Below are 22,472 nucleotides of genomic sequence, written 5' to 3'. Positions count from 1 at the left end.
ATATGGAAAGAGGAAGTTTTGAGAGAACTAGAAAGCTGAGAAAGCAAAGTACAGAGGCACAGCCATATATCAGCATTGAAAGAGCGGTTTTGATGACTGAGGCCTACAAAAAATTTGAAGGAAGTGTTGAAACTCCAATACTAAGAGCGAAAGCCTTTAAGTACTATATGGAAAACAGATCTCTATGCATAAACGAAAACGAATTGATAGTTGGAGAAAAAGGTGATGGACCTCAGGGGGCTCCTACTTATCCAGATCAATGCTGCCACTCATTGGAGGATATGAGGGTAATGAACGATAGAGAGCTAGTAAGCTTCAAGGTTTCAGAGGAGGATATGAAAATTCAAGAGGAATTGATCATACCTTTCTGGAAGGGTAGACAAATAAGAAATAGGATAATAAGCTCAGTTGGCCAGGAATGGTTGGATTGCTATGAAGCTGGTATGTTTACTGAATTTATGGAACAGAGAGCACCAGGGCATACTGTTGGTGGTAATAGCTTCTATAATTTGGGATTTTTGGATTTCAAAAAGAAAATAGAAGATAGAATAGCAAGAATTGATTTTGTAAATGATGTGGATGCATACAATAAAAAGACTGACTTGGATGCAATGGCAATAGCCTGTGATGCAATGATAATATATGGAAAGAGATATGCTGAAAAAGCCAGAGAAATGGCGGCGCAAACCGGCGATCCTCAGAGAAAGGCAGATTTATTGCTGATAGCTGAAAACTGTGATGTAGTGCCGGCACACAAGCCTCAAACCTTCCACCAGGCTCTACAGATGTATTGGTTTGTTCACGTTGGTGTTACTACAGAGTTAAATATATGGGATGCTTACAGCCCTGGTAGATTGGATCAGCATTTAAATCCTTTCTATGAAAAGGATGTTGAAGAAGGTGTGTTAGATAGAGAAAGGGCTCAGGAGCTGATGGAGTGCTTTTGGGTAAAATTCAATAATCAGCCAGCACCTCCAAAGGTTGGTATAACATTAAAGGAAAGTGCAACCTATACTGATTTTGCAAATATCAACACTGGTGGTATAACTCCAGATGGTCAAAATGGTGTTAATGAGGTAAGCTACATAATTTTGGACACTATGGATGAAATGAAGCTGCTTCAGCCTAGCTCAAATGTTCAAATAAGTAGAAAGACTCCTCAAAAATTTCTAAAAAGAGCATGTGAAATTTCTAGAAAGGGATGGGGTCAGCCTGCGTTTTACAATACTGACGCAATCGTTCAGGAATTATTGGAGGCTGGTAAAACACTTGAAGATGCAAGATGTGGAGGAAGCAGTGGTTGTGTTGAAACAGGATGCTTTGGAAAGGAAGCGTATGTTTTGACTGGCTATATGAATATTCCAAAGATACTTGAAATAACTCTATACAATGGAATAGATCCTCAAACTGGAAAGAAGATAGGTCTTGAAACCGGCGATCCTAGAAGCTTTATGAGCTATGATGAGTTATTCGAGGCATTCTCAAAGCAGTTAAATCACTTTATCGATATAAAGATGAAGGGTAACTCTATAATTGAAAATATATATGCAAAGCACGCTCCAGCTCCGCTTATTTCAGTAATAGTTGATGATTGTATTGAAAAGGCGATGGATTATCAAAGAGGTGGTGCTAGATACAACACTAGATATATTCAAGGAGTTGGTACTGGGACTATTACTGATAGCTTATCTGCAATCAAGTACAACGTGTTTGACAAGAAAAAATTTGATATGGGAACATTATTAGATGCAATAGATGCCAACTTTGAAGGCTATGAGAATATACTGAATATGGTAAAGAACAAAACACCTAAGTACGGAAATGATGACGATTATGCTGATGATATAATGAAATCAGTGTTTAAATTATATTATGATGCGATTACAGATAGACCAACAGCTACTGGTGGCAGGTATAGAATAAATATGCTTCCAACAACTTGTCATGTATACTTTGGTGAAGTAATGAATGCATCTCCAAACGGAAGATTGGCTCACGTGCCGGTTTCTGAGGGTATTTCACCAGAAAAGGGTGGAGATACAAATGGTCCAACTGCTGTTATCAAGTCTTGTGCCAAGATGGATCATCTAAAGACTGGTGGAACATTGTTGAATCAAAGATTTGCGCCATCAGTTGTAGTTGGAGAGGAAGGCTTGGACAACATGGCAAGCCTAATAAGAGCTTATTTCAATATGGATGGACATCATATTCAATTTAATGTGTTTGATAGAAATGTATTGCTGGAAGCACAGAAAAATCCAGATGCTTACAAGGATTTGATAGTTAGAGTTGCAGGGTATAGTGATCACTTCAACAATTTGAGTAGAGCACTTCAGGACGAAATAATAAATAGAACTGAGCAAACATTTTAATGATTGAAGAATCTTATGAGTCGGAATTTAATATTTAGATTCCGACTTATTTATTTTAAATGATTATATTGATAAAAATTGACTATGTGGTAAAATTGAATCATAGATATTAGTAAAAACTGACTATGTGGTAAAATTGAATCATAGATATTAGTAAAAACTGACTATGTGATAAAGTTAAGCTATAGATATTAATAGGAGGGGAGAATTATTATGAAATTGAGCTTTATAGGTGCAGGAAATATGGGAAAGGCAATGTTAGGTGGAGTAATAAAGTCTGGAGTTGTTTCTCCGGGCGACATTATGATATCTGATCTTTATGAGCCTAGCCTGGAGGCAGTCAAGGCAGAGCTTGGTGTAAATGCTACAGCTGATTCAAAAGAGGCTGTTGGGTTTGGAGATGTAGTTATTTTTGCTGTCAAGCCAAACATTATTGGAGATGTGATGCAGAGTGTTAAAGAAGTAATAACTGGTGAAAAAATTGTTGTATCCATTGCTGCGGCAGTTTCAATTGATGTTATAGAATCGATAATAGGTAATGACAAAAAAATAATTAGAGTTATGCCTAATACGCCTGCTCTTGTTGGAGAAGCGATGTCTGCATTGTGTAAAAATTCAAATGTGGATGATGAAGGCTTGAGACAAGTATTAAATATTTTCAATTCCTTTGGAAGGGCAGAGGTAATAGCTGAATCGTTGATGGATGCAGTTGTAGGAGTAAGTGGGTCTGGACCGGCATATGTTTTTATGTTTATAGAGGCAATGGCTGATGCAGCAGTTCTTTCGGGAATGCCGAGAGCACAGGCATATAAGTTTGCGGCACAAACTGTTCTAGGAGCTGCAAAAATGGTAATGGATACAGGCAAGCATCCAGGAGAATTAAAGGATATGGTTTGTTCGCCTGGCGGAACGACAATAGAAGCTGTCGCTACATTGGAGGAGTTCGGAATGAGAAATTCAGTTATCAAAGGAGTTTTGTCATGTATAGATAAGTCTGTGAGAATGTCGAATAAATAGATACAATAATTTGCCTATGACTGGAGCATTATAAGCATTTTGTTTTATTTATAAAAAAATATTAATTTTATCCATGCTTTTGAGCAGCATAGGACTTCGGATTACTTTCCTACGAGGAATTTTTTATTCCTAATAGGGAAGTAATTTTTTTGTCTTAGGCTAATTCAAATATCCTATAGGGTACTTTGTCATAAAGTATTTTTATTTTCATTAGTTTACTAGAATCTGATTTATAAATTAATAAATGAAAAAATATATTATATGATTATACAATTTTAGTTGAAAACACATATCAAAAATGATATAATATCAACGAATGAATATTAATATCATTATTGAATTTATTTTTAAAATATTTAATGAAAAGGAGGTATTTGATAATGGTGAATAAAAAGAAGAACCTTAGTATGGCTATGGCTGTAATTATTTCTATGACAGCTATTAGCCCTGTTTTTGCTACTGATGTATCAAAGACAAAAATTGATGTTGAGAGAATCGGTGGAAAGGATAGGCTGGAGACATCTTTAAAAATATTAGAAAGAGTTGGCTCAAAAAAGGTAAACTTAGTAAATGGAAATCAATTTGCAGATGCGTTATCCATAGCACCTATTGCGGCGATAAATGGCGAAGGGATAGTTTTGTTAGATGAAAGCAAGCTGTCAGATGTGGAAAAGGCTTTTAAAAAGCAGGGGGTAAAGGATATAACCTTTATAGGTGGAGAGCAATCGATTTCCAACAATACCTACACTAGTGTATCAAAGGAATTTAAGGTAAACAGAATATCAGGTAAAGATAGATACAAAACATCTCAGAGTGTGGTACAATCAACAGGTAAGAACGATATTGGAGTTGCCACTGGGGCTGATTTTCCGGATGCATTATCTGCGGGAGCTCTTCTTGCGAAAAAGCAAATACCACTGCTGTTGGTTGATGGAAAGAGAGAAGCAGCCTTGCCAAGTGGCTTAAAGGGTGTCTATACTTTTGGTGGAAAGGCTAGTGTTGTCAATGCTTTTGGTAAGAGAATAGCTGGGAAGGATAGATATGAAACCTCACTGAAAATAGCAACAGAATTTGGTGATAGTGATGTAGTGATATTGACATCGGGAAAAAATTTTGCTGATGCTCTTGCTGCTGCACCTTTGGCAAAAAAAATGAATGCTCCTATAATCTTGATTGAAGAAAATAAATTGAGTCAGGACTGTGAAAAAATAATTAAAAAAGCTAAAAAGGTTATTGTAATAGGCGGAGAAGCTAGTATATCTGAAGGTGTAATAAACACGATAAAAGGATATGATAAAAAAATAAGCTCTTCAAGCAATAGCATTGCTAGCTCTAGTAGCACACCGTCATCACCACTATCTAAAATAAAAGGTGTAGATATCAAATCAGATGGATTTGTTGTCAATAAAAGCGATGACAAGTATGTGGTAACAGGAAAGATGTCTGACAAGGTAAAATTGATGGCTGATGTCGTTGGAAGTAATTTGAAAGACTCTGATAAGAAGGTAAGCTGGGAGCTGGTAGGAGCTTATGGTGACAAAACTAGTATTTCAGATGGTGTACTGACTATAGATGAAGCTGAGGAAAAGTCGCCGATAACTGTTAAAGCTATATCTGAAAAAGACAAAGGTGTATATTCAGTGATAGAAATACTAAATCCAGTAGTGGATGATATAGAAATAACTGGAGATCCAGAAGATAGTGTAAAGCCAGGAACAGAAATTAAGCTTAGCGCAAAGGTAACTGGTGTAAATATTGAAAATCTTGGAAAAGCTTTGGAATGGTCTGTAAATGATGAAAGTAGCGGACTTATTGAAATAAAATCAAAAAATAAGGATGAAATCATTTTTAAGGTAAAGGATACAGCAACAGCTGGTAAACGGATATATATTGATGCGAGCTGTGGTAAGATACTTGTAGAAACAATTATTGAAGTTGCTGAAGCTGAGAAAGATGCACCTGATAATAGTGTATTTAGAAATGATGGTACCAATAATAAGATAATAGTTAATTCATCAAATCCGGTTGCAAAGGAATGGTTTGGTGATATTGAAAAATACTACAATAAAAAGGCATTAAATAAAGGCTCTTATGAAAAAAATGTCAGTATAGTCACTGCCAAGGGGACAGAATTGCAAGTAAATAAGCTTGCAAATCCTTCTTTAAATAGTTACAGTATTGGAAATAACAGTCAATATTCTGAAGAGCTATATATGTATTCTCCGACAGATTTAAATGAGGTTGGAGACAAGGTAACAGTAAAGATAGATGGCTGGAAGCCGGTAACATTTAAAATAATAAAAAAAATGTTTGGTCAGCCTATTTTCTCAGTAGAATAGAGAGGTTAACATATGAAAAGGGCTATATCTATTTTAGTTACAATGGCAATTGTGATCGCTTCTGTATTCTCAGCTGATTTGTCAGCCTATGATAGAAGCATGCTAGATACAAAAATAATTACAGTTGCAGATACAGTATCGTATTTAGTCGTAGATGCTTCAAAGTATAATTCAAAAATTAAAGATATGTTTCTTGATGGAAGGAGGGTTGACTATACATTTGTAGATTCGTCAGGAAGAATTGCAAAAAAAGAATATGATGGTGCTCATTCTTCATTGAAAATTATATTACAAAATGGAAGAACAATCGAAAGCGATGTGAGTGGTGTATATAAAGCCTTTCCTTATAGAATATCTAATATGAAGGCTGCTTCTCCAGATGTAGTGATTGGTCATGCGATAATGGCTGTTTGGGATTACCATAGTGTTGCAAAGGATGAAAATGGAAATGAATTGGTATATCCTGATAAAACTACCTTTGATGTAAACTACAGCAAAAAACAAGAAGCTATTTCGCAGGATTCGAATTTGGAGGAAGAAATATTAGAAAATCCAAATCCTACGGAGATGCCATCATCAAATGTATTTGATTACGGAAAAAATGCAGTTTTTGAATACGATTTAAAAAACGATATTCAGAAAAATAAGTTTGATAAGCTAAAGAAGCTAGTAAAGGTTTACACTAACAAGCAAGAGGCAAATTTAAAAATAACAAAGGTAAGAAATGGAAATAAGGGCTTGGTAAAAATATTGTACAATGCATCAAGACCAATACAAAAAAATGGAAAGCATATCATCAAGCATTATTATAATGGAATAGACGCAGAAATTAATACTATTTTTTATAAAGATAAATCTCCGGAAATAGTGTTAACTGCTGATTCAGGTGAATATGTTACAGGAAAGAGTATAATATTTAACCTAAAGGGATTTTCGTATCTATTTCAGCAAGATACTGGAGTACAGGCTGTATATTTGAATGGTCATAGACTTACAAGAAAAAGGGTTGTAAATCCAGATGAAAACTATAGTGAAGCTGTAAAGCATGAAGCTGTGGCAGAAAATGAATCAGAAAATCCATGGCATGTAGTAGGAGAAACGCTAAGAGTTAAAAATGATGGAATAAAATACCTTAAAAAAGGAATTAACTACATAACAGTACAATATGATGGCTTTCATGATAGCAATTTAAAATTTAAATTAAATTCAAATAATGTGAGACCAAGCTTAAAAAATTATAGAAAAGTGCCATCTACATCTGATACGCCAAGGATAAGAGCGTTAAATAGCAGAAAGATGAGACTATCCAATATTGTAAAAATAAATAAAGCATCAGATTTTATAGCTAAAAATATATTTGGGGCTAATGGTGTAAAAGCAAATAGATTCATAAAGAAAGTAGATACGGTATCGGCAGCAACTAGTGGTGGATCTTCTGTGCCATCAGTAGGATCTGATTCGTCAGGTGGCGGTAGTGTAAGCATAGGCTCTAAGCTTGCATTTAAGTTTGATGCCGTTGCAAATGCAGCAATTCTTGAAAAGCTGGGATATGATGTTGAAGGTGCGAAGAAGCTGCTTGATGCATGGGAAGGAACTTCAAAGGAAATTGCACTTATGAATGATAATACACGAAAGAGAGTAGTCTGGGATAGATATTTGACATATGTTCAAAATAACAAGGTTAATAACAATATTTACAAATCTTTTTTAGACTATTATAATGATTCTAGTGTTGAGCTTACACAAAATGGATATAATGTTGTAAAGTATGTTTTTGACGGAAAATTTGGAGCTCCTATATATGGTATGAAAATTTTCAAAAATTCAAGCGAGGAGAATTCTAAGCCTATACCTTTAAGAAATAAAAGGATAGATGTAAGATTTAGATCGGAAGGGTATTCTGATATGCTGATGAATGTGAATGAAGAAGCTAAATTTGACATACTTACCTTTAACTCGCCAGAAGTCATTAGTGTTGATATAATCAAGGACGATAAGTATGCTTTATCAGTTGATAAAAGCGGATACAAATATTATAAAGCCTTGGGAATGCTATCTATAAATCAAGGAATGATCAAAGAGCCTGGGGATTACACCGCTGTTTTCCATTTCGATGGAGCCAGTGATGCAATTGTATATTTTACAGTAGCTGATTAAGTTTTCAGGTCCTATAGCATTTGGTTTTGATGACAAGGCTATTTGTTATATGATTATTGATAATAAATTTTGATATCAATATTACTTGATTTTAATAAATTGTAAACTATAGAGTTATAAAATCAAAAAGACAAAAAAATTTCTTTGTGTTATAATTTAAAGGGGAGAAATATAATATATTACTGTTTCTTGGTTTAATATAATACAGGGGAGGTGTAGCTATGTTGGATTATAAATATTTAGTTAGTATAGCAATCATTTTGCTATCGACGAAAATATTTGGAGGTCTAACTGAGAAAATAAAACTACCTCAGGTAGTAGGGGCTTTGATAGCTGGAGTGGTTATTGGACCGGCAGTTTTTGGCATTGTTCAGGATACGGTATTTTTAGATGAGGTTGCTGAGCTGGGTGTAATCATTCTAATGTTTATGGCAGGGCTTGACACTGATCTAAACCAATTGAAAAAAAAGGGTGTATCCTATTTGGTAATTGCCATATTTGGTGTAGTGATTCCTTTAGTAGGAGGATTTTTGTCTTATTTTTGGTATTTTAATATTAATACTGGTGATAGTCAAAGTGTCCTTAAGGCTATATTTATTGGTGTAATATTGACAGCTACATCTGTAAGTATTACAGTAGAAGCTCTGAGAGAGCTTGGGCATTTAACCGGAAAGGTTGGCAATGCGATACTTGGTGCAGCAATTGTCGATGATGTAATAGGGATAATTATTTTGACGGTTATAACAAGCTTTAGAGATTCTAGTATAAGTATTAGCTTCGTTCTTATAAAGATAGTGTCGTACTTTGTGATAATGCTGGTATTTGGATTGATCATTACCGCTGGAGCCAGAATGCTTGATTTAAAGACAGATAGAAGACAGATAACAGTGTACGTATTTGCACTTGTGCTGGTAGTTGCCTATATTTCGGAAAAATATGTTGGTATAGCTGATATTACTGGAGCGTATCTTATTGGTATGATATTTAGTAAGTTCAGTATAAGAAATGAAATTGTAAAAAAGATGAACGTTTTGTCTTATCTATTTTTCTCACCAATATTTTTTGCGAGCGTTGGTTTAAAGACAAAGCTTGATTCGTTTTCAGCTTCGATGATTGTTTTTTCGGTAATAATTCTTTTGGTGGCAATTTTTACCAAAATTGTAGGTGCAGGAATAGGTGCAAAGCTTTGTAGGTACTCGCTAAAGGATTCGTTAAATATTGGAATAGGAATGGTGTCGAGGGGAGAAGTGGCATTGATTGTTGCTCAAAAGGGGCATAAGCTGGGCTTTATTGATAACAATATGTTTTCTCCAATAGTGTTGATGGTAGTAATAACCACAATACTTACACCAATTCTTTTGAAAATATCTATGCCCAGGGCAAATAATCATAAGGATGTAAGCTTGAAATCGATGACGATAGAATAGAGAATAATTTAATAAATTCAATTGACTAACATTTTTGAGGAAAATAATTGAACGTCGGAAAATTTTTGGCAAATTTAATAAGATATAAGAAAGGCAGGCACACTGAATTGCAATTTATAATCAGTGTTGCAAGCCTTTTTTATATATTGTTTAAAGAGCTTTTTTATAGTGTTAAGCTTTTTATATCGCTTGAAGAGTTTTTTGTAGCTTTAAAGATTTTTTATATAGTATTAAGGAGTTGAAGGATTTATGGTTTTGACACGATTTATTTGATAAAAGATGAATAGAGGTATATAATATTTTTGAGGTGGTCGTTTTGATTAGTGAAAAAATAAAAAGTCTTGATATAAAAAAATTAATATTCCATGAGCAGATGTCAGAATCGACAATTGTGGCAGTATTGCTGGCTTTAGGTGGAGGCTTTAGAGATGCATACTCATATAATATTAGAGGAAATGTATTTGCTAATGCTCAGACAGGGAATCTTGTGCTGCTTAGTCAAAGCTTGGCAAATTTGAATTTTCACGCAGCCTTCAAATATTTACTTCCAATTATCGCTTTTATGATTGGTATTTTCGTTACAGATATTATTAAAAACAAGCATAGGAGAAATGTATATATTCATTGGAGACAAATAATAATATTGGTTGAGATAGCTATGTTATTTTTAGTGGGATTGATGCCGAAGGGTATGGATCATTGGGCAAATATAACAATATCTTTAGCCTGTGCAATGCAGGTAGAGAGCTTTAGAAAATTTATGAATATTCCTATTGCAACGACAATGTGCACTGGTAATATGAGAAGTGCAACCGAATGTCTAGCCAAATACTACAACGATAGAAAGCTAGGGATACATAATTTAAAGGATAGAAATAAGAGTATCTATTATTTTTTCGTGATTTTTACATTTTGTGTAGGAGCAGCACTTGGAGCCTTGGTGTCAAATATTATAGGGATTAAATCTATATGGATAGATGCTACCTTGATGTTTGTGGTATTTATAATAATGTTCAAAAATACCAAGGTCAATTGATATCCTATTCCATAGTAGCCCTTATATATTCGCTGCTTGCATTATCATTCCAAGATTTAACATATATTTGTTTTTAATTGAAGAAATTTATTTTTGAATCTCATATAGAATAATGTTTTCGTAAAATTTAAAAAAATATATTGTAATACTGGATTATCTGTATTATAATTATTAATACAGATAATTTTTATAATACAAACGGTTTGTACGATAAAAATATATTAATATTTATGTAGTATTTTACAAAAAATGGAGGTGATCTAGATGTTCTATATTGACAGTCTGTCGGACGTTCCTATCTATTCTCAGATAAGGAATGGAATAGTTGGAGAAATCGCTTCTGGGAGCTTGAAAAATGGTGATGAGCTGCCGTCAATAAGACAATTTGCAAAGGATTTTGAGGTGAATCCAATGACTGTAAATAAAGCATATACGATTCTTAAGCAGGAAAAGTTCATAGAGATTGACAGACGTGTAGGCGCCATAGTATCAGTAAAATGTGATGAGGAGATAGTTGGAAATATTTTTAAGGATTTAAAAAGTGTAATAACAGAAGCAAAGGCTAGGGGATTGGACAAAGAGAGTATTTTGGGTTTGATTGAGAGGGGGATCTAAAATGTCAATTAAAATAATTTTATATCTAACTTATATATTCTGTGTGCTGGTATCGTATTTTGTATATAGGAAATTTTTCGTATATAAATCAGGCAAGATAATGTTGACTACGATACCCTCAGGAAATATCGACGATGATGAAATTCAACGTTTGATAAAAAAGGGTAGACATAGCTACAGTATATTTACATACGGAATTTCGATAGCTGCATTGATATTCTTTTTATTGGGAGATATATGGGTACTTAATTCATTTATTTTATTACTTTATTTTTACTACATCTTTACAGCATTTCTTTTAAATAGCTATATGAAAAAGATGAGAAAGCTAAAGAATGAAAAGAAGCTGAGGACGAGTGCTAAAAAATATATTGATGTAACGGTATCCAATGACATTAATAAGATGAAATTTGGGAAAAAGCAGTGGTTGATACCATTGTTGGTGCTGACCCTAGGCTCTTTTATTGCTGGAATGGTTTATGAAAAGGTGGACGGTTTAATTGTTAGTATATGCTTTTTGGTACTGATTTCAACGATAGCGATGTCATTTGTTATTGATAGATTGCCAATAAAAATAATTAGCTCTGATTCAGCTAAGAATATATATTTTAACCAGAAAAGAGTTGTAAATGTTCAAGAAAAGATATTTTATTTTTCTTGTATGTATTCGATTTTATTGGCATTTGCAGTATTTGTTGCATCAAAGGATGAATTTAGCTACATTCCATTTATTGCTATAATTGCTCCATCAATAATATTTGTTCTCTACATGGTTTATTCATTCAAAAAAATGGACGATTTTGAGCAGCAGCTTGTAGACGAGGATGATTATTTTGTCGATGATGACGAGTATTATGATATACTGGGATATAATAATCCGAATGATAAGAGGATATTTGTATCAGATCCTGTTTTTTCTGGAAATTTGATAATAAATAGGGCTAATCCAAAAGGAAGAGCAATATTGTCATTGACGTATATTATTATATTGGCAATACCATTTATTTTATTTAGCTTTGGAGCTACTGACTATAAATATACGATTAACACGAATAATATCGTGATAAGTGCCGGTTTATACAAGGATGAGGTTGAGTTCTCAGATATTGAATCTCTGAGGCTGATAGAGGAATTACCTGGTGGCAGAATAATTAGAACAAATGGTGTATCATTGGATTATCAAAGCTATGGAACTTTCAATATAAGAAATGTTGGAAAGGTCAGGCTTTATTTGTATAATGATACAAATAAGTTAATTGAAATAAAGCAGAAAAAAGGAAAAAACATATATTTTAACAAAAAGACCTTGAAGGAAACCGAGTCTTTATACAAGAATTTAACGAGAAAATATAAGCTGAACGATTAAATTAAAATCTTAATTTGATAAGGACATGGCGAGGAGTATAGCTTTTTAATATGATGAAACGGAGGTGATATTTATATGAAGATAATGATTGTTGAGGATGATGAAATAATAAAATCGTCGCTGAAAGCTGAGCTTGAAAAATGGGGATATGAAGTATATTGCTTAGAAAATTTGGATAACGTCATCGCTGAATTTCAGTCAGAAAAGCCACAATTAGTTTTACTTGATATTGTTTTACCATTTTTTAATGGATATTATTGGTGCCAAGAAATAAGAAAAATATCAAAGGCTCCCATCATATTTATATCATCTAAAAATGAAAATATGGATATTGTTATGGCGATACAATTTGGTGGAGACGATTATATAACAAAACCGATAAATTTGGACGTAGCCGTTGCCAAAATTCAAGCAATGCTGAGAAGAAGCTATAGCTTTGTCAACGATATCGACTACCTGTCATTTGGAAAAATTCAGCTCATTTTATCTGAAACAAGGGTCGATTTTTCGGGCATGAATGTAGACCTTACAAAAACTGAGATGATGATTTTGGAATCACTTTTTAAAGAGCAGGGAGGGGTTGTATCAAGAGAAAAAATAATGGATAGATGCTGGCAAGGTGATAGCTTTATAGACGACAATACTCTGGCTGTAAATGTGACGAGATTGAGAAAAAAATTATCCGGTATTGGATTAGATGGATTGGTGATGACGAAAAAAGGGTATGGCTACTATCTTGAAAAAAATAGCGAGTGGTACAAATAATTTTATGGTGGTAATTTATGGTAGCAATGATGAAAAATATCAATGGATTTTTTAGAGAAAAAATAGATAGTATACTGTTATTTGTCATGATACTATTAGTATTTTGGATAGTTTTCTACCTAAACAGACTGGATATGTCTATATACATATTGGCAGTGCAGCTTTCTGTTTTTGTTTACTGTATTTATCTTTTCATTGTATTTTTTAAATACAATAACACCAAGCGTATAGAGGCAATTGTTGAAGCCTTGAAAAGTGAAAATAGGTCTTTGAAATATGAATACAATGTAAGCAGAAGAGAGATGAGAGAGTATTTTATGATGTGGATACATCAAATAAAAACTCCGATAACTGCGACTAAGCTGATACTTGATAGTGATAAAATCGATAATAGAGAGCTGTTGAAGCAATTGTTTTATATTGACGATTATACCAATATGGCGCTGAATTATCTGAAAATTTCTGAGTTCGAGCGTGATATGGATATTTGTGGAGTACCAATTGATAGTATAATAAAGTCTATACTAAGAAAATATTCAATACTCTTTATAAGTAATAAAATCAGCTTGGAATACGAGCCTATTGATTTTATGATAACGACGGATGCAAAGTGGTTTGGAATATTGGTTGAGCAGATAGTTTCCAATGCTGTCAAGTATACTAGAAATGGAAAGGCTGGGCTAAAGCTACAGCATGACGATGAAGGCTTTGTTCTTGAAATATATGACACCGGTATTGGTATAAGTAGGGAAGATTTGCCTAAGATATTCGATAGCGGATATTCTGGGTTTAATGGTAGAACAAATCAAAAATCTAGTGGTATAGGTCTATTTTTAGCGAAACAAATTGCTGACAAGCTAGAGCTTGCGATTGAAGTTGAATCAGCTGTTGGAAAAGGGAGCAGCTTTTTTATTAAGGGGAAGAGCAAGCGGCAATAAAAAAACGATAGAAAGAGAATATAAGGACAACATAACAGACAAAAACAAAAAATACAATAAAAAGTCTATTAAAGCATATTTTTAAATGCTTTGAGTCTAAAGCATCACATAGCTTACAAAAATGTAAGCTATGTGGTGCTTTTTGTAATTTTAGATAAATGCTAAAATATTAGATATCAAGTAGAATATAAATCAAAGTAAATTAAAAATAATACTAGGAGGGAATTTTACAGTATGATGATTTTGGATGTTAAAAATATCAAAAAAGTATATTCTACAAAGGGATTGAAAACAGAGGTCCTGAGTGATGTGAATTTTTCAGTTGAAAAGGGAGAGTTTATTGCCATAATGGGTGAATCCGGCAGTGGAAAAACAACTCTTTTGAATATTTTAGCTACACTTGACAATGCATCTGAGGGAGATGTTATTATAGGAAAGCGAAATGTTAGTTCATTAAAAGAAAAAGAAATAGCAGCCTTTAGAAGAAACGAGCTGGGGTTTGTTTTTCAGGATTTTAATTTGTTGGATACCTTTAATAACAGAGATAATATTTTTTTACCGTTAGTGCTATCAGATTTTAGATACAAGGAAATGAATAAAAGATTGGAAAAAATAGCACCTCTATTGGGTATAGAAGCAATATTAGATAAATATCCCTATGAGGTTTCTGGTGGACAGAAGCAAAGAATTGCAATAGCGAGAGCAATTATTACTAATCCAAGCTTGATTTTGGCAGATGAGCCTACAGGTGCGCTGGATTCCTCGGCTTCAGAAATGATATTAAATTTATTTTCAAAAATAAATAAATCCGGTCAGACGATATTGATGGTTACTCATTCATTAAGAGCAGCATCGTTTGCAAGCAGAGTTTTATTTATTAAAGATGGGTTGGTTTATCATGAAATATATAGAGGCGATGAAACAAGCCAGTCTTTTATGGAAAAAATAAATAACGCACAATCCGTTTTGAGCAAGAGAGGTGTGTAGCATGAATACAAAGGTAGCGATAAAATTTGCATTAAAAAACATAAAAGCGAATAGGATTATTCTAGTTCCATTTATACTTTCGAGTGGTGCTATGTTGTCCTTATTCTATATAATGAGCTCTCTCCTGCAAAATAAATTTGTTCAGGCTAGGCATACATCTCTTCCAATTATCATAACCATCGGCGCTGTGATAGTAGGATTGTTTACATATATATTTGTGGTATATGCAAATAGATTCCTAATAAAAAGGAGAAACAAAGAGTTTGCACTGTATGGAATATTGGGATTAGAAAAAAGACATATTAGACGAATTATATTTTTAGAGCAGCTGATAAGCTTTGTTATAATAAGTGCTTTGAGTATCACAGGTGGATATATATTTGGAAAACTGATTTTTTTGTTTTTGAATAATATCATAGGAGATGTGAGTGCAAAAATATCGGATTATCCATTTTCTGTTGCTGCGTGTGGTATTACCGGTATATTTATTGTGTTTATATTTATGACTGTGTTTTTTGTCAGTGTGATAAATATAAAAGGTACTTCGCCGATGGAATTGATTTCCAAGCAGTATAAGGGGGAGGGTGAGCCGAAGTCAAAAATCATTATTGCTATTGCCGGCTTTATCTTATTGGGAGCAGGCTATATTATAGCATTTGTAGCTGATGGGATGCTAAAAAGCTTAGGATTATTTTTTGTGGCAGCTATTTTGGTAATATTCGGTACTTATTTTCTATTTATGTCTTTCTCTATTATTGTATTGAAGCTGCTAAAGAAGAATAAAGACAGCTACTACAAGGATAAGAATTTTATATCTATATCAGGAATGCTTTATAGAATGAAAGCAAATGCTGTTGGCTTGTCAAGTATATCAGTTTTATGTGCGGGAGTCATTATCACGACCTCAGCAACTATGGCGATATATGGTAGCTTGGAAAATACAATAGAAAGCAGTATGAGCAGAGCTTATGAAATAACTAGTCAAGAATATTTGGGCTCAGACATAAAGAAAATTGAACAGGAAAGCATAAGGCTTGAAAAGGCTGTTAATAGCTCTCTAAAAGGCGATGAGAATATAAATAATTATTATTCCAAGTATTCTATGTTTACGTATGTTGAAAAGCACGATGATGAGGTTATTTTTCCAGCTGTGATGGGAAAAGGCGATAATAATTCAGACAAATCTATTTTGAGATGTTATTTGCTTGTAATGACTTTGGATTCCTACAATAGTATTTATGGCAAAAGCCTTAAATTAAAGGAGGGAGAAATATTACTTACATCGAACTCAAAGGTGATGCTTAAGGACACAAATATAAAATTTTTGGGTAAAAGGCTTAAGATAAATATTATTGATGACATTGTTCCTAAGAATTTGGCAATTGAAGCATATATGGTCATAGTGCCAAAATTGGATGATTTAGTAAAATTCTCCCAATATTACCATGAGAGAAGCAATAAAGATTTGTCAAAGCATAGACCTGCTACTATATATGTGAGCTCGGGATGGAATATATCAAACGAAAAAAAGGATTATGAGAGCAGATTGAAAAAGCTGATTTCAAATGACATGGATTTAAGCACAAGAAAAGCGTTCAAGAAAAATATATATGATTTAAACGGTGGTTTCCTGTTTTTGGGTATTGTTATCGCAGCAATTTTCTTGATAGGTACAATTTTGATTACATACTATAAGCAAATCTCTGAGGGCTTTGAAGATAGACACAACTATCAAATTATGAAAAAAGTAGGCTTGCCGGATGCTTTGATACATCAGACATCTTCCTCACAGATTGTATGGATGTTCTTTTTACCATTGATAGCTTCATGTGTTCACTCATTAGTTGCTTCGAAAATTGTTTATCAGTTATTAGGCTTGTTTGGTGTTAGAAATTACTATAATTTTGGAGTGAAGATCGGAATAGTAATATTAGTATTTGCAGTGGTGTATTTCGTTATCTATAAGATAACCTCAAATGTGTACTATAAGATAGTAAGTCAGTAAAAATAGTGAGTTAGTAAAGCAGTGTGCCAATAAAACAATATACTAGCAAATCATTATGCTGGTAATAAGTAGCAAACCAGCAGCAGCTTTGCATTGGGAGAGGCTACACATGGAAATGCGGAGCTTCAAAATATGAAGCTGGATGTGTTGAAGCTGTTAGTTGAGGAAAAATAAGGTGCGAGCATTTGCACTTGAGACCGATTTTGGAGAAGGCTTAATGATCAATGACTACATACATAATGGGGCAGGAAATCCGAAAGATATAATGAAAATCATCACTTTTATATTGAGATATGCAATCATCGTAAGTTCGATAAAAATTTTTTTAAAAAAAGTATTGACGTTTTTTTAGAACTATTGTATCATTGTATTAATCAATTAATACAATGATATGATTAAAGTTGATTTAGATGTAAGTAAAAATAAATTATTTTTTAAGGAGTGGTTTTATGCAAGCTTTTGACAATAATATTCCCATCTATATTCAGTTGATAGATAGGATTAATAGTAGAATACTGTCCGGTAATCTGAAGCCGGGAGAAAAGCTGGATTCTGTTAGAGCGTTGGCAGATACATACCAAGTTAATCCAAATACGGTACAACGAGCATTAGCGGATCTAGAAGGAACTGGCTTGATTATTTCAAAGAGAGCTATTGGAAAATTTGTAACAGAGGATGAAAACTTGATAAAATCTGTGCGTGATGAACACATAGATAGTGAAATCAAAGAAATTTTGAAAAGGCTATACTCAGAGGGATACACAAAGGAAGAAATATATAATTCTATAAAAAAATTATTGGAGGTTTAAGACGATGGCAAGCTTATTGAAGGTAAAAAATATATACAAGTCATATGGATCCAACGAAGTTTTAAAAGGACTTGATTTGGAGCTGGACGAAGGGAAAATTGTAGGTCTGTTGGGTCCAAATGCAAGTGGTAAATCCACTTTGATAAAATTGATAAATGGATTGTTGAAGCCAGATGATGGAGCAATTGAAATAGCAGGTGTTGCACCGAGCGTAGAATCAAAAAAGGTGGTCTCATATCTTCCTGAAAGAACATATATAAATGACTGGATGAAAGTAAAAGACATGATCGATATGTTTTCAGATTTTTATGATGATTTTGATGCTGAAAAGGCACAAAAATTGTTTGATGACCTAGATATATCTCTTGATAGTAAAATCAAGACACTATCAAAGGGATCAAAGGAAAAGGTTCAGCTAGTTTTAGTGATGTCAAGACATGCAAAGCTTTATATTTTAGATGAGCCTATCGCAGGGGTGGATCCAGCAGCCAGAAGCTACATAATAAAGACTATTTTGAATAGCTTTCCTGAGGGTGCAACGCTTGTGATTGTAACGCATTTGATTAGCGATATAGAAGGTATTTGTGATGAGGTTGCCTTTATTAATGAAGGAAAGATAGTTTTACATGAAGATACAGATACAATTAGAAATGAAAAGGGTGTATCTGTAGATGCTTTATTTAGGGAGGTATTTAAATGCTAGGAAAATTAATAAAATACGAATTTAGAGCCACTGCTAGATATTTCGTGCCAATATTTATTGCCATGATATTAGTGTTTTTTATCAATTCATTATTAGTATATGCGAACTTGAATTATGTAAAGGTAAATGATATTGTAGTTGGAATAATGGTTGCTATTACCTTTGGAGTGATTATCGCACTATCGATTATTGGAATATATGTTTCGGCAAAGCGATTTGCTCAAGGTGTATTTGGCGATGAAGGCTATTTGACAAATACCTTACCAGTAAAGGCTCATGAAATAATAATTTCAAAGACAATAGTTATGTTTTTATTTCAAATATTTTCATTTATTGTGATGATAGTTTCGATTGGAATGATATGGGTAGCAATATATTCATCTCTTACACCGGAAGTGCTTAAAGAATTTTGGAATAATTTGGAGCAGACATATTCATATATTACTTCTGATTTAATATTAGCCATAGTATTTTTTATGCTTTCTATGATAATAAGTATGATATCGTCTCCTTTATTAATATTCCTTTGCGTTTCAATAGGTCATTTAAAGGCGTTTGTAAGTCATAAGTATTTGGTTGGAATATTGTCATATGTAATAATAAGTATTAGTATTAGTGTTTTAAGAAGCACTAAATTTGAACAGATTTTTATTGGAATGAATTCAACTACAAAATATGTAAATCCTTCAGCTGAGAACAGTATAGAGCTAATGGTTGCCTTCTTCAATAAGCTATCAATTGAAACAATTATACAATCAGTTGTATTAATAGCTGTTTGTTTTGCAGCTACACAGTTTATAATTAGTAGAAAGCTAAATCTAGAATAAAGCTAAATCTAGAATAAAGCTAAACCTAGAATAAAACTAAATCTAGAGAATGAAGCTAAATCTAGAATAAAATAATGAAATAAAAATAAAAGAGCTCGCACATTCGATTTGCTGTAAAAATTAGATGCTGCGAGCTTTGTTATTTTAAAAATGTATTTACAATATAAGCTATTTATCAATAATAATTATATATGGATATTCACATTAATACAGGCTAAATCAGGTATAGGAATACCAGTAGGAAGTGTGATAGTGAGCCCAGCATGATAAATATATGGAAGATATCATGGAAGCTCCACACCTTAAAGCTTGGTTTTTTTATTGCATAAATAACACCACCAATGGTGTAGAGTATGCCACCCAATACCAGCAGGTTAAATGCTCCTGCCTCAAGATGAATATACAAATCTTTAATTACAAACATAGCAACCCAGCCCATTCCTATATAAAGTGCTGAGGATAGCTTTCTAGGCATATTTATCCAAAAAATTTTCATTATTATACCTAAAATCGCTATTATCCAAAGGATGATAAAAACTGGAGCTCCAATCCTTCTAGGTAGTACATATAAGCAAAATGGAGAATACGATCCGGCTATTAGTATGTAAATCATCGAGTGATCGACTTTTTTCATTATTAAGACCGCTTTTTCTTTTGTTGCACTGATGGCATGATAGATTCCGCTGGTAAAATACAGTAGAATCATCGAAGCTCCAAAAATTATGCTTGAAACAAAAAGTGAAGCATTGATATTTCCTGACATCAGTTGCTTTGAAATCAACATTATAAGTGCTATTATAGATAACCCTCCTCCGATCAGATGAGTGATCGAGCTGATTGGATCTCTTAATACTCTATTCATTTTATACCTCCCTTGTATAGTAATATTGATTAATATCATGATACCAATAAGTAGTTTTAAAAACTACTTATAACATTATTATAAATCCTCGGTCTTAAAAAATCAAGTATTAAATGGAATATCGATAGCTTAAAGCTAGCCTTTTTCTCCGTTTATATAGTATTCGACTATATCGTTAAAGGTATCTTCATCAAAATGACGGATTACCTCCAAGGTTTTTCCAAATGCTCCACCTCTAAAATAGATGACAAGCGATTTTAGCTTGAAAATTTTCTGAAGCAAATTTTGCTCAAGTGCAAGTGCTTCAATTTGGTCAACAGGTATTACGCTTTTTTTCGAAGTGAAGATTCCCTTAACGGACGTTATACTATGCTTGTCTATGCACAGCTTTTCGTTTAAATAGAAGAATACTGATAGTATGATTATAATTGGTGCTATGGCTAGCAAAATCCATGGTGACTTAAACGGAATGTATATTAGAATTCCGATTGGTATAAGCACTATGGATAGATATATTAAGTAATAGTAAAGTGCAGAAGCTGCTCTACTCAAAAGCCTTTTCGAAGCTTCATTTGAGGTATTGCTTATTTCTTTCGATTTGCTGCTTTTATGAACAGCTGAGGATAATATTAGATCGTCATAAAGCTCAGGTAAAATAATACTTGAAATATATTTTAATTTATCGTTGTTTAAATATAACGATATTAAGCCTGTTTCATTTTCGTTATTTGAAAGTCCGATAGTATCGATGCGTATGCATTTGTATCCAAATATTTTTGCCATAAATGACTGCTCTGTATATGCATATATAATTTTATCGATTGGAATATCAAACTTATTTGTACTTAGAAATCCATAAGAAATCGTAATTTTTTCATCAAATCTTTTTACGTGTAGATTGTACGATTTATTCATTTCAGTAATAATATGCTTAATAGTGTATGCAAATGCAATTATTAGCAAAATATAGCTGCTTCCAAAGGACGATATAATCCCAAATATGAAAAGAGCGACATTTATCAAAGAGATATTCATAATCAAATGGATTACAAATTCTTTGCTCGTAAATGCATATTCCTTTGGAAAATTTTCAGTATCGCAAGAGAATGTGTCATTTTTGTTAAAGCTAATATTTTCAGGCTTTACATTCAATTGAATCGATTTTGCTATTATATCAGACAGCTCGTGAGCCTTACGTTTAGCCAGTACTATGGAGTAGTCAAATTCATTAGCAGTTTCGGAGGAGTTTATATCGATAGTAACATTATATACACCCAAAAAGCGATAAAAAATACCACCTTTTAAATTTACATTTGCTATATTTTTTATGTTAACCTGCTTTCTATTTTTGAAAAAAAGCCCAATTTTATTGGAATATACTGTTTCTTTATCGACTATAATATTGGAGCTCTTCCAGTAAAAAAAGTATCTAAATAGTAAAACTACAGTTACAAGCATCAGTAATATTAACATAATAGTCGCATATTTATTTGCTAATATTTGTTTTATCCAATAATCTATGCTTTTAATTATTGATGAATTGGATTGGTTTTTGGATGCTGCCTTTTCAACGTATTTAATAATAAAAAATATGGTGCTAGTCATTATCAAAGCAATAATATTAAATGCCTTCAAAATTATAACTGGGCTATTTCTATAAACATATGATGATTTATTACTTTTATTCATTGGAGTCTCCATCCTTTTTTTGTTTTGTCGCAAAATCATTTATCTCGGATTTTAATTTTGTCGCTATTTCATTTGCCAAATGTATTTGAATAAAGTCGATAGTCTGAGCTGAGCCAGCTGTTATAATTTCTATTGTAGCCAGGCTGAAAAGTCTATTTATCGGTCCTTGATTGACATTTATTTGCTGCATTCTTCTAATCGGTATTATTTCGTGGCATATATTGAATATGCCTGTCACTTTTTCAATACTTTCGTCATTTATTCTGTATCTGTGTCTCTTATATCCGATTGTAGGCTTTAAAAACACAAATAAAGCTTGAAAAAGTACTACTATTATTGCTATTGTATCATACCAGAATATAATTGGCTTTGGTATCCTGTAGTGTGATAAAACAAACCTTATTGCAAATAATATAGCTGAAATTACTATCAAAAAAATAATAGCTGAGATAGTCATGCTATATCTTGCCTTTGGATCTAATCTTTTAAAATCGTTGTACATTGTAGCTTACCCCCTCTTTTTTTATATTAATTATATCATATTATCGCATAACAAAT

General features: G+C 32.9%; 18 protein-coding genes. 15 read left to right on the top strand and 3 right to left on the bottom strand.

Annotated features, from left to right (window positions below; genetic code table 11):
• Nucleotides 1–2: 2 nt before the first annotated feature.
• From hypD to BM120_RS05435, 15 genes are all read left to right on the top strand, one after another.
• Nucleotides 3–2,372: a trans-4-hydroxy-L-proline dehydratase gene (hypD, locus tag BM120_RS05510; protein WP_091993938.1), complete on the top strand. Its 2,370-nt coding sequence runs from the start codon at nt 3–5 to the stop codon at nt 2,370–2,372.
• Nucleotides 2,373–2,582: 210 nt separating this feature from the next.
• The gene (gene proC / locus BM120_RS05505) at nt 2,583–3,389 is read left to right on the top strand and encodes a pyrroline-5-carboxylate reductase (protein WP_091993936.1); all 807 of its coding nucleotides are present in this window, start codon (nt 2,583–2,585) and stop codon (nt 3,387–3,389) included.
• Nucleotides 3,390–3,769: 380 nt separating this feature from the next.
• Nucleotides 3,770–5,728: a cell wall-binding repeat-containing protein gene (locus BM120_RS05500; protein ID WP_177187379.1), complete on the top strand. Its 1,959-nt coding sequence runs from the start codon at nt 3,770–3,772 to the stop codon at nt 5,726–5,728.
• Nucleotides 5,729–5,740: 12 nt separating this feature from the next.
• Nucleotides 5,741–7,885 carry a hypothetical protein gene (locus BM120_RS05495; RefSeq protein ID WP_091993933.1) on the top strand — a complete coding sequence of 715 codons (2,145 nt, stop codon included), beginning with the start codon at nt 5,741–5,743 and terminating at the stop codon, nt 7,883–7,885.
• Nucleotides 7,886–8,106: 221 nt separating this feature from the next.
• Nucleotides 8,107–9,312, top strand: a complete 1,206-nt coding sequence (locus BM120_RS05490) for a cation:proton antiporter (protein WP_091993932.1) — start codon at nt 8,107–8,109, stop codon at nt 9,310–9,312.
• 316 nt (nt 9,313–9,628) lie between these two features.
• Nucleotides 9,629–10,348, top strand: coding sequence for a YoaK family protein (locus BM120_RS05480; RefSeq protein ID WP_242941568.1), 720 nt, complete (start codon nt 9,629–9,631; stop codon nt 10,346–10,348).
• A 264-nt stretch (nt 10,349–10,612) separates the two neighbouring features.
• Complete coding sequence (locus tag BM120_RS05475; protein ID WP_091993928.1) at nt 10,613–10,963, top strand: GntR family transcriptional regulator; 351 nt, start codon at nt 10,613–10,615, stop codon at nt 10,961–10,963.
• A 1-nt stretch (nt 10,964) separates the two neighbouring features.
• Nucleotides 10,965–12,329, top strand: coding sequence for a PH domain-containing protein (locus tag BM120_RS05470; RefSeq protein ID WP_091993927.1), 1,365 nt, complete (start codon nt 10,965–10,967; stop codon nt 12,327–12,329).
• Nucleotides 12,330–12,404: 75 nt separating this feature from the next.
• On the top strand, nt 12,405–13,094 hold the full coding sequence (locus BM120_RS05465) for a response regulator transcription factor (protein WP_091993925.1): 690 nt from the start codon (nt 12,405–12,407) through the stop codon (nt 13,092–13,094).
• A gap of 17 nt (nt 13,095–13,111) precedes the next feature.
• Complete coding sequence (locus tag BM120_RS05460) at nt 13,112–14,032, top strand: sensor histidine kinase (RefSeq protein ID WP_091993923.1); 921 nt, start codon at nt 13,112–13,114, stop codon at nt 14,030–14,032.
• A 234-nt stretch (nt 14,033–14,266) separates the two neighbouring features.
• Nucleotides 14,267–15,019: an ABC transporter ATP-binding protein gene (locus BM120_RS05455; protein ID WP_091993922.1), complete on the top strand. Its 753-nt coding sequence runs from the start codon at nt 14,267–14,269 to the stop codon at nt 15,017–15,019.
• A gap of 1 nt (nt 15,020) precedes the next feature.
• Nucleotides 15,021–17,024: an FtsX-like permease family protein gene (locus BM120_RS05450; RefSeq protein WP_091993920.1), complete on the top strand. Its 2,004-nt coding sequence runs from the start codon at nt 15,021–15,023 to the stop codon at nt 17,022–17,024.
• A gap of 449 nt (nt 17,025–17,473) precedes the next feature.
• Nucleotides 17,474–17,833 carry a GntR family transcriptional regulator gene (locus tag BM120_RS05445; protein ID WP_091993919.1) on the top strand — a complete coding sequence of 120 codons (360 nt, stop codon included), beginning with the start codon at nt 17,474–17,476 and terminating at the stop codon, nt 17,831–17,833.
• Nucleotides 17,834–17,837: 4 nt separating this feature from the next.
• Nucleotides 17,838–18,536 carry an ABC transporter ATP-binding protein gene (locus tag BM120_RS05440; RefSeq protein WP_091993917.1) on the top strand — a complete coding sequence of 233 codons (699 nt, stop codon included), beginning with the start codon at nt 17,838–17,840 and terminating at the stop codon, nt 18,534–18,536.
• Nucleotides 18,530–19,363, top strand: coding sequence for a hypothetical protein (locus tag BM120_RS05435; RefSeq protein WP_091993915.1), 834 nt, complete (start codon nt 18,530–18,532; stop codon nt 19,361–19,363). The genes BM120_RS05440 and BM120_RS05435 overlap by 7 nt, the downstream gene beginning before the upstream one ends.
• 214 nt (nt 19,364–19,577) lie before the next feature.
• Here the strand turns inward: BM120_RS05435 and trhA are convergent, their stop codons facing one another.
• The 3 genes from trhA to BM120_RS05420 all read right to left on the bottom strand — a co-directional run bounded on the left by trhA (nt 19,578) and on the right by BM120_RS05420 (nt 22,416).
• Nucleotides 19,578–20,225 carry a PAQR family membrane homeostasis protein TrhA gene (gene trhA, locus BM120_RS05430; protein WP_091993914.1) on the bottom strand — a complete coding sequence of 216 codons (648 nt, stop codon included), beginning with the start codon at nt 20,223–20,225 and terminating at the stop codon, nt 19,578–19,580.
• A 135-nt stretch (nt 20,226–20,360) separates the two neighbouring features.
• Nucleotides 20,361–21,914 (bottom strand): PH domain-containing protein, encoded by a 1,554-nt coding sequence (locus tag BM120_RS05425; protein WP_177187378.1) that lies wholly within the window; start codon nt 21,912–21,914, stop codon nt 20,361–20,363.
• Nucleotides 21,907–22,416, bottom strand: a complete 510-nt coding sequence (locus BM120_RS05420; RefSeq protein WP_091993911.1) for a PH domain-containing protein — start codon at nt 22,414–22,416, stop codon at nt 21,907–21,909. The genes BM120_RS05425 and BM120_RS05420 overlap by 8 nt, the downstream gene beginning before the upstream one ends.
• Nucleotides 22,417–22,472 lie beyond the last annotated feature (56 nt).

Origin of the sequence: Peptostreptococcus sp. D1 (genome assembly GCF_900112955.1) — a bacterium.
Lineage (GTDB): Bacteria > Bacillota > Clostridia > Peptostreptococcales > Peptostreptococcaceae > Peptostreptococcus.
Note: the sequence above shows the minus strand (reverse complement) of the source record. Positions and strands in the feature narration are given on the sequence as shown.

Coding starts and splice junctions, on each gene's coding strand:
- hypD (WP_091993938.1), top strand. CDS start 3: ATGGAAAGAGGAAGTTTTGAGAGAACTAGAAAGCTGAGAAAGCAAAGT.
- BM120_RS05500 (WP_177187379.1), top strand. CDS start 3,770: ATGGTGAATAAAAAGAAGAACCTTAGTATGGCTATGGCTGTAATTATT.
- BM120_RS05495 (WP_091993933.1), top strand. CDS start 5,741: ATGAAAAGGGCTATATCTATTTTAGTTACAATGGCAATTGTGATCGCT.
- BM120_RS05490 (WP_091993932.1), top strand. CDS start 8,107: ATGTTGGATTATAAATATTTAGTTAGTATAGCAATCATTTTGCTATCG.
- BM120_RS05475 (WP_091993928.1), top strand. CDS start 10,613: ATGTTCTATATTGACAGTCTGTCGGACGTTCCTATCTATTCTCAGATA.
- BM120_RS05470 (WP_091993927.1), top strand. CDS start 10,965: ATGTCAATTAAAATAATTTTATATCTAACTTATATATTCTGTGTGCTG.
- BM120_RS05465 (WP_091993925.1), top strand. CDS start 12,405: ATGAAGATAATGATTGTTGAGGATGATGAAATAATAAAATCGTCGCTG.
- BM120_RS05460 (WP_091993923.1), top strand. CDS start 13,112: ATGGTAGCAATGATGAAAAATATCAATGGATTTTTTAGAGAAAAAATA.
- BM120_RS05455 (WP_091993922.1), top strand. CDS start 14,267: ATGATGATTTTGGATGTTAAAAATATCAAAAAAGTATATTCTACAAAG.
- BM120_RS05450 (WP_091993920.1), top strand. CDS start 15,021: ATGAATACAAAGGTAGCGATAAAATTTGCATTAAAAAACATAAAAGCG.
- BM120_RS05445 (WP_091993919.1), top strand. CDS start 17,474: ATGCAAGCTTTTGACAATAATATTCCCATCTATATTCAGTTGATAGAT.
- BM120_RS05440 (WP_091993917.1), top strand. CDS start 17,838: ATGGCAAGCTTATTGAAGGTAAAAAATATATACAAGTCATATGGATCC.
- BM120_RS05435 (WP_091993915.1), top strand. CDS start 18,530: ATGCTAGGAAAATTAATAAAATACGAATTTAGAGCCACTGCTAGATAT.
- trhA (WP_091993914.1), bottom strand. CDS start 20,225: ATGAATAGAGTATTAAGAGATCCAATCAGCTCGATCACTCATCTGATC.
- BM120_RS05425 (WP_177187378.1), bottom strand. CDS start 21,914: ATGAATAAAAGTAATAAATCATCATATGTTTATAGAAATAGCCCAGTT.
- BM120_RS05420 (WP_091993911.1), bottom strand. CDS start 22,416: ATGTACAACGATTTTAAAAGATTAGATCCAAAGGCAAGATATAGCATG.